This window comes from Erwinia sp. AnSW2-5 (assembly GCF_045107195.1).
GTDB lineage: Bacteria > Pseudomonadota > Gammaproteobacteria > Enterobacterales > Enterobacteriaceae > Erwinia.
Map to the genome: position 1 here is coordinate 1 of NZ_JBJGXA010000048.1, position 7,391 is coordinate 7,391.

Annotated in this window: 8 protein-coding genes; 1 reads left to right on the forward strand and 7 read right to left on the reverse strand. The window is 53.6% G+C overall.

Annotated features, from left to right (window positions below):
• From ACFL9S_RS22870 to ACFL9S_RS22895, 6 genes are all read right to left on the reverse strand, one after another.
• Positions 1 to 671: ImcF-related family protein (locus tag ACFL9S_RS22870; RefSeq protein ID WP_405264177.1), on the reverse strand; the 671-nt coding region annotated here is incomplete at its 3' end.
• A gap of 4 nt (positions 672 to 675) precedes the next feature.
• Positions 676 to 1,119: a hypothetical protein gene (locus tag ACFL9S_RS22875; RefSeq protein ID WP_405264170.1), complete on the reverse strand. Its 444-nt coding sequence runs from the start codon at positions 1,117 to 1,119 to the stop codon at positions 676 to 678.
• Positions 1,116 to 2,324: a hypothetical protein gene (locus tag ACFL9S_RS22880; protein WP_405264171.1), complete on the reverse strand. Its 1,209-nt coding sequence runs from the start codon at positions 2,322 to 2,324 to the stop codon at positions 1,116 to 1,118. The genes ACFL9S_RS22875 and ACFL9S_RS22880 overlap by 4 nt, the downstream gene beginning before the upstream one ends.
• 93 nt (positions 2,325 to 2,417) lie before the next feature.
• The gene (locus ACFL9S_RS22885) at positions 2,418 to 3,155 is read right to left on the reverse strand and encodes a hypothetical protein (RefSeq protein WP_405264172.1); all 738 of its coding nucleotides are present in this window, start codon (positions 3,153 to 3,155) and stop codon (positions 2,418 to 2,420) included.
• Between the two features lie 131 nt (positions 3,156 to 3,286).
• Positions 3,287 to 4,039, reverse strand: a complete 753-nt coding sequence (locus ACFL9S_RS22890; RefSeq protein WP_405264173.1) for a hypothetical protein — start codon at positions 4,037 to 4,039, stop codon at positions 3,287 to 3,289.
• Positions 4,029 to 5,834: a M23 family peptidase gene (locus ACFL9S_RS22895; protein WP_405264174.1), complete on the reverse strand. Its 1,806-nt coding sequence runs from the start codon at positions 5,832 to 5,834 to the stop codon at positions 4,029 to 4,031. Before ACFL9S_RS22895 ends, ACFL9S_RS22890 begins: the two co-directional genes overlap by 11 nt.
• On the opposite strand from ACFL9S_RS22895, the gene ACFL9S_RS22900 reads away from it, so the two are divergent.
• Positions 5,829 to 6,161, forward strand: a complete 333-nt coding sequence (locus ACFL9S_RS22900) for a hypothetical protein (protein ID WP_405264175.1) — start codon at positions 5,829 to 5,831, stop codon at positions 6,159 to 6,161. The two genes, ACFL9S_RS22895 and ACFL9S_RS22900, sit on opposite strands and share 6 nt — an antisense overlap.
• 36 nt (positions 6,162 to 6,197) lie before the next feature.
• Here the strand turns inward: ACFL9S_RS22900 and ACFL9S_RS22905 are convergent.
• The coding region (locus ACFL9S_RS22905; RefSeq protein WP_405264176.1) for a DUF2345 domain-containing protein at positions 6,198 to 7,391 on the reverse strand (1,194 nt) is incomplete at its 5' end.

The following is a 7,391-nucleotide window of genomic DNA, read 5'->3' on the forward strand; positions in this document are numbered from 1 at the left end:
AGCCAGGCCTTCAGCCGGTCGTACCCGGCTCTCGCCCCGGCGGCCCGCTGCGGGCTGTCCGGCGGCAGCGCGGCGAGCACCCCGAGCGCCTGCGCCAGCGCGGCGTTCGCCGGGTCACGCAGCAGGCGGTGGTTCGCCACGCCGTACCACGGCATCATCGCCTCCAGCAGCGGCGCGTGGTGGTCCAGGCCGAAGCGCCGGTACCAGGGCGCGCCGTCCTGATGCCAGTGCTTCAGCAGCCCGGCGTCGTTGCGCAGCGCGTGCAGTGCGGCCAGCTGCCGGTCGGAGACCTCAGCCGCCTGCACCAGGGCGCGGGCCTGCTGCGCCACGCTGACAATCTGCTGGCGGTTGAGGGCAAAAGAGAGCAGCATCCCCGCGCCCCACAGGCCGATTGCCGCCATCAGCGCCCAGGCCAGCGTCTGCTGCCAGGGCAGCCCGACGCGGCGGCCGCGCAGCCGGGTGCAGTCATTCACCACGCCCAGCCAGGTCTCGGGCAGCGTCAGGGCGTGACGCGGCAGCGCGACATCAGAGGCCGCCTGGTTATTCTCCGCCAGGCTGAACATCAGGCCGCGCAGGACAACGCGCTGCTGCGCGGCGTGCAGCCACGGGGTGAGCTGTTCCTGCCAGCGTTCGCTGCCGCCCTGCGCCAGCCGCTTCCCGAGGCGCAGCAGAAAATCATGCTTCGCGGGCGGCATCGTCGCCGACGACTAACAGCAGGCGCACTTTGCGGCGCCAGAACAGGCCGTAGCGGGAATGGAGGTGGTGCCTTATCGCCTTTACCATCAAGGCAGCGGGAGACGCAGGCGACTTTTTTTCATCAGCAGCTCTGGCGATATCATCACCGTCCGTCTCATCCAGAACGTCATCAAACATCCTGCTTCCGGCCTTATGCAGCACAAAAACGGAGGACAGCGTTAACAACGCCAGGATAGCCGCTGCGGTAAAAGAGGACGATATCCAGCTCTGCCGGGATGCACTTTCAGCCACCAGGCCAAGCCGTTCAGGCTGCTGCCAGGCCATAAAGCCCAGGGCCAGCGCACAGGCCAGCAGTAACAGCAGGATGATCAGGAACCAAAATTCAGATGATTTCGGGAACAAAAAGGATGTGTAACGCTTCAAGAATCCATCTCCTGTCGTGGCCCCACCGGAGTGATCACGGTGCTCCACATCATGTCCGTTGCCTTCTCACCGCTAATGATGAGTTGAGGGATTTGGGTGTTCTCTGCCGCAGAGGCAGCTGCTACGATGGCCAGCCATGGCGCTGCTGCGCCCGCATGCCCGATCAGTGCATCCAGCGAAATAACGGCCTCGCTTTCAACGGCACCCGCCGGGTGCGCATTCTGACTGACGATGATTTCTTTATGCTGGCTTTCAGAGAGCCCGGCCAGCCAGAGTTGACTGATAATGTTATTCTTCACCGGCACGTTATACGCGGCCATATTCATACCCAGACCAGGCTGGCCGGGTAACGACGGATCGGGACGGTGAAGAAGTGCACGCGGCGGCAGGGTGTTCTGCGTCAGCCGGTTGCCCAGTAGCAGGGCAACAGCAGCTTCAGCACTGTAATCCGTTTCATCAGGCATAATCTGCAGCGCAACAACCAGCAGCATCACGTCCTGTTTAAAACGGTGATCCAGCCAGTGGTCAATCATTGCCAGTCCATGACATTCCGCGTATTCCACAACACAGTGAATATCTGTTTCCTGCCAGATCTCCTGCCAGATAGCACGGATACTCTCTTCCGATAGGGAGGATGAGAGAGCGAATGCCACGACCAGCTGACTGCGTTCAGAGAACCGGTTGACCGGCAGCTCTGATATGAGCCGTGAAAAAAGGTGCCGGACCATTCCGTCTGCCGTCTGTTCATTGTCCGCGTTAAAGCGGGTGAGCCTGTGCCCGTCCTCTCCCTTCCAATCCGGCTGGGAACGTATAATGCTTTGCTGACTTATCAACGCCTGCACTACTTCGCGCGGATCGTCCTGCGGGTACGCGGTGATAAACGATACATTAAGCACCTGTAACGCCCGCCGGGCCTTACGTGTTTTGCCTAAAATCCAGCGTTCACGCCGGTTATCAAAACCGTTAGCCGCAATGTTTTGAAGTAACCAAACGCTCAGCCGCATAACCCCGGCCGTAAGCCATAACGCTACCGGAGCACCCAGCGCCAGCCACCAGAAGGTTTTACTTTCAACGTCACCGCCGAAAAAGTGCATCAGTAAAAAACTGACGGCCATCATGATAGCCAGCGCGGTTATCCAGCGCGATACTTGCGGCGGGTCGGGACGTGGATATAAATCAGGTAAATTCTTGAGTGAATAAGACATTCAACTTTCCGCTACGATGTTGAAAAAGTGAAATGATATTTCTCCCGTTATTAAAGAACGGCAATCCATATCATCCCACGTCACAATGAGAAGTTATTTTTTTGGGCGAATCAGCTTTCCACCTAACTCCTCAAGCGTGGCCTCGCCGTCAAACAACTTCTGGCATCTGTCCTTGATTTCGTCATCACCCAGTGAAGTATCAAAGACCACCTTTTTATTTTTTTTGAAATCCCAGAGTCCGGGAAATGAATCCACCGCACAATCAAGATCAGAGGGCGCGGCATACTTGCCATCTAACGAAATTTTACCGACATACCTGTCACCTCCTATGTAAAATGGAATATTTTCATCATTAAGGCTTGAGAAACCCGGCCCTGACAGTAAATTTTTATTTCTGTCAAAACTCGACACTATCGCTGTGTAATCTAAAGTTCTCACATCTTCCAGAACCACTAACAAAGCCAGCTTTTTGTCGAAGTTTATATCAATGATAGTATGTCGCCGATCTTCTGACTGCGGTATTTCATGAAGATCGATACCATCTCCAGAGCATCGCATTAGCTCATCGGTTGACAAGTATTTATTGGTTGGGTAGATAAGCACGCCCTTTTCATCATTGGTGATAGCCATATCCCCTCCGGTATTAAATCTATTTTCCCAGTTATTTATCTTACATAAGACATCACTCCTCCCGTTATCATTGACAATATGGATAATGGACCGTTCTTTTTTATCCATATACATCGTGAAATCACCATAACGAATAACAGTATTCGCAGTGGCAGAGCAGGTCATAAAAAATAGAGTGGTAAGTAATGTTTTACACTTCATCACTGAGGGCCTCCCTGGCAGCCTTGATGGTTTTTTTCTGTCTTCAATCCCGATGGTACCGCCGTTAATGGCCCGGGCGATGTGTTAAACAACATCATCATCACCCGGTAATACAGCTTTAATACAACCCACTATTTCTTTGGCTTAATGAGCTTTCCGCCTAATTCTTCAAGCGTTGCCTGGCCGTCAAATAACTTCTGGCATCTGTCCTTGATTTCGTCATCACCCAGTGAAGTATCAAAGACCACCTTTTTATTTTTTTTGATATCCCAGAGTCCGGGAAATGAATCTACAAAGCAACCAAGATCATAGGGCGCGACATACTTTCCGTCTAATGAAATTTTACCACCATACCAGCTATCTCCTATACCGAAAGGGATATCGCTACTTTTTTCGCTAAAAAAACCCGGCCCGGACAGTAAATTATTATTACTGTCAAATCGCGACAGTATTGCTGTAAATGTTAAACTCCTCACATCGTCCACAACCACTAACAAAACCAACTTTTGTTCGAAGTTTATATCAACAATAGTATCTCGCTCGTCAGCTGACTGCGGTATTGTGTGAAGGGACACTCCATCAGAATTACATTGCATAAGCTCATTGACTGACAAAAACTTATTTGTTGGATATAGAAGAACTCCTTTCTTATCATTGGTGATAGATATAATTCCACCACCTGAATTACCCCTACCTTTCCAGTTATTTATTTTACACGCCACATCGCTGTTTCCATTATCATTAACAATATGGATAACAGATGAGTCTTTTCTATCCATATACATCGTAAAATCGCCATAACGAATGACATTATTAGTTTCAATTTGAGAATTTACTGAGCAAGATAAAAATAGAAGAAGGGATAGGATGGTTTTACACTTCATCACTGAGAATCTCCTTAGCAGCCTTGGTGGTTTTTTTCCTGTCTTCGAGACCGATGGTACCGCCGTTAATAGCCAGGGTGACGCGTTCAGCCACATCATTATCATCCCGCGATGTAACCTTATCCGAATCCATCACTTTCAGCGTTTTATTTTTAAAACACACAATATAGAACGCGCCGGTATCCACGCAGTTATAGGGAGTTTCCGTCACTTTATGCGGATCATCTATCTGAGGTGGCCTTTTGATCATCCCGGGCAGATTTTTTCTTCTGTACTGCGGATCTGTCCACCATGAGGCATCAAAACTGCTTTTTGACAGCCACCCACGGTAAACCCAATAACTGGAGTAGGTATCCAGTCCGGTGAGCATTTTAAAACCACGACCGCGAAACTTCTGTGCATCCACATCGCCGCAATTGCCATTTCGCCAGCTGTATGAACTGGCAATTTTAACACCCTTGCTGTTATGTTTATCACCAGAGAAATACACATCAACTTCAGATGCTACTGAACCGTACCAGTGGCCGAGTTCAATTGATTCATTTTTTTCAGAATCTTCTACAATTTTCCCACCAAAGTGCCTTCCATTTTTCATATACTGTTCCTGACTTGTTTCCTGCATTGAGAGTAAATAACCCGACTCAACAGCCCCCTGCCCCAGAAAATGGCTTACTCTGCTGAAACCAGAAATATTGTATTTTCTCATAACTACATTTATTGAAAAAATATACTCTTCCGACTTACGTTTTATTTTTTCAATTCTTTCTTCGATTCTAACGCTTGTAGTCGACGTCATGACTTTCTCAATCACCTCCCGTTCCAGCCAGCCACATTTCCTGAAATGCGCGATAAACCGCCGCGGGTCAAAGTGCCAGACCCGGCCTGTCGGTATCTCCGGGCTGCTCTCCAGCGCCAGCGCCCTGCCCAGTGCCATCAGCGGGTCCCATTCCTTATCACTCATTGGTTCGTCCAGCACCGCGTTAGGCTGCTTCAGCCAGCCATAGCGATGTTCCAGCGTATCGGTATCCCACTCCAGCGGGAAATGACAGATCGTACGGCTCAGGTCCAACCGTCCGGAACCCAGTATCGTCGGGGAGTTGCACTGGCTGTTGGTATCCTCGTCGTCATCCACCAGTCGCCAGCCCGTCCAGTGCGGAAAATCCGCGTCGCTGTATTTCTTTATGCTTTCCGCCGCCAGGTTGACGAGGCCTTTTCCTTCCGGCGTGTTGACCGTTCGCCACAGCGGCGCATCCGCCGGGGACAGCGTTTCATACCGGGTGTTGATCACCCGGCCAAAACGCAGCAGCTCAAAACCGGCGCTCGGGCTGGCGGGGTACAGCTTCATCGCATTTTTATACAGGCTGTATTCGTATTCCGCCCCGTCTGCATCGACCAGCGCTTCGCCCACCTCGTCGAACTGGAGCGAGTCGATAACGTTCCGCCTGCGGGTTTTCATGGTGCAGTGCCCCCCGCCCAGGGCCATTGAAACGAACAGATCGACCTGCGTCGTCCGGGACGGTTCCTCACTGCTGCGGGTCGGGATCTCGCCGTAAACCGGCGTTCCGCCCGGAATATAGAAGTGCATGTCACCGTAGCAGGCGGTGGTGCGGCCATGCTGGCTGAGATCCAGCTCCGGGGTCGTACGCCCGGTTATCCTGGCAATATTGTCGTCGTCGCAGAATATCTGAAAGTGTACGGCGTTCTTATCATCCACCATGCCCACCGTCCCCAGCGGGGATTTGCGTTTCACCACCTGGTCAACCGCAATTGACTGGGCCAGATCCTTGATATGCATATACAGAGAATACCAGGTGATTTTATCCTCCGGCTGGCTGCCCGCTTCGGCGACGTGTTTGATCAGAACGTAGCCGTTATCCGTTTTGCCGTTGTGATTCAGCGGCGGGTGCCGGCGCTTTGCGATATCAGCGTGGCGGAAGGAGACAATCCTGCCGTCGGCAATGGCGCGCAGCATCTCGGGCCTGCTGCCCGAATCGGAGTGACGGATATGAACACCACCATGCCAGGATCGATGCGCGTTCAGCGGATAACCACGCAGGGGATCGACAGGCATCATGCGCTCGATCCACTCTTCATCCGTTTCTGTTTCACTTTTTGTCCGTAAAAATGGCGGGCTGATTAACATAGGTACATTCCTTTGTTATGAAAGAGAAAATGTAGAGGAGGGTTCTTTTGCTTCCTCAGGCAGTTCATGCAGGGGTTCTTTTGAACTGTTTTTCTGCTGGCGCTCATAATGCCCCGCCCGCGTGCGGTAGTCCCCGGGCGTGGCCGACTCTATCGCGTTGGCATCCAGCGTGATGTAGCTGCCGCCGCCGTTCAGCGTGATCTTCTTCTTCGCGATAATTTTTATTTCATCTTCCGTGCTGATAATGCTGATTTCTTTGCGCGCCAGCAGCGCCATCAGGTCGTTCTGCGCCTGCACCTGGACCGGGCCCTGATTGGCAATCAGTTTGATCCCCAGCTTTCTGACGAACACGCTCAGCGCCTGACCGACCCCGATAAACAGATTCTTCACCACGCTGATATCCGCGTGCTTTCCGGCGGTGGCCGTCAGATTTTTATCGGCCGTCAGCTGCAGGTTATTTCCGCTCGCCAGCGCCATGCCGTCCGGGGCGCTCATCAGGATCACCGACTGCTTCAGCGCGTCCAGCCGCTGTTCCATCAGCGCTATCTGCGCCTGGAGGTCTGCCGGGTTTGCCGTGGCGGTCTGTGCGTCGGCGGAGATCCCCTGCATCTGTTCCTGTGCCCCTTTCAGCAGGCTGATAGCCGGAGCCATCTCCAGCACGTCCCCCTGCGCCTTCGGCTGCCCGTCGGCCGAGATAAACAGCCCTTTCCCGGCGCGTAGCGTGCCCCAGCCGTCGCTGCGCAGCTCGAACCCTTCCCCGCGCTGCTGCTTTTCGCTATCCACGACGTGCCCGAGGTTCAGCTGGCTCTTGCCGCCGTACTCGGTGCTGAGCTTGATATGCTCCTGCCCGCGCGAGTCGTCCATGCGCAGCTTGTTGTTCGCCGGGGTGCGCAGCACGTTGCGCTTGTAGTTGCGGATGGTCACCGGGTCGCCGTGCTTTGAGTCGTGCAGCACCCCCACGATGTACGGCCGGTCCGGGTTGCCGTGCTCAAAGGCTATCGCCACTTCGGTGCCCGTCAGCAGCGGCAGGTGCAGGCCGAAGGTGTCGCCCGCGTACGGGCGTGCCTGGCGCACCCACAGGCTCTCAAACCCCGTATCCCAGCCGTCGCGGTCAAACAGCATATTCACGCGGTAGCGCCCGTCGCGGTCGATATGGCCGTAAGGGTCGTTTATCCGCGTGCTGGTGACCCGCGCGGGCAGCGTGCCCGC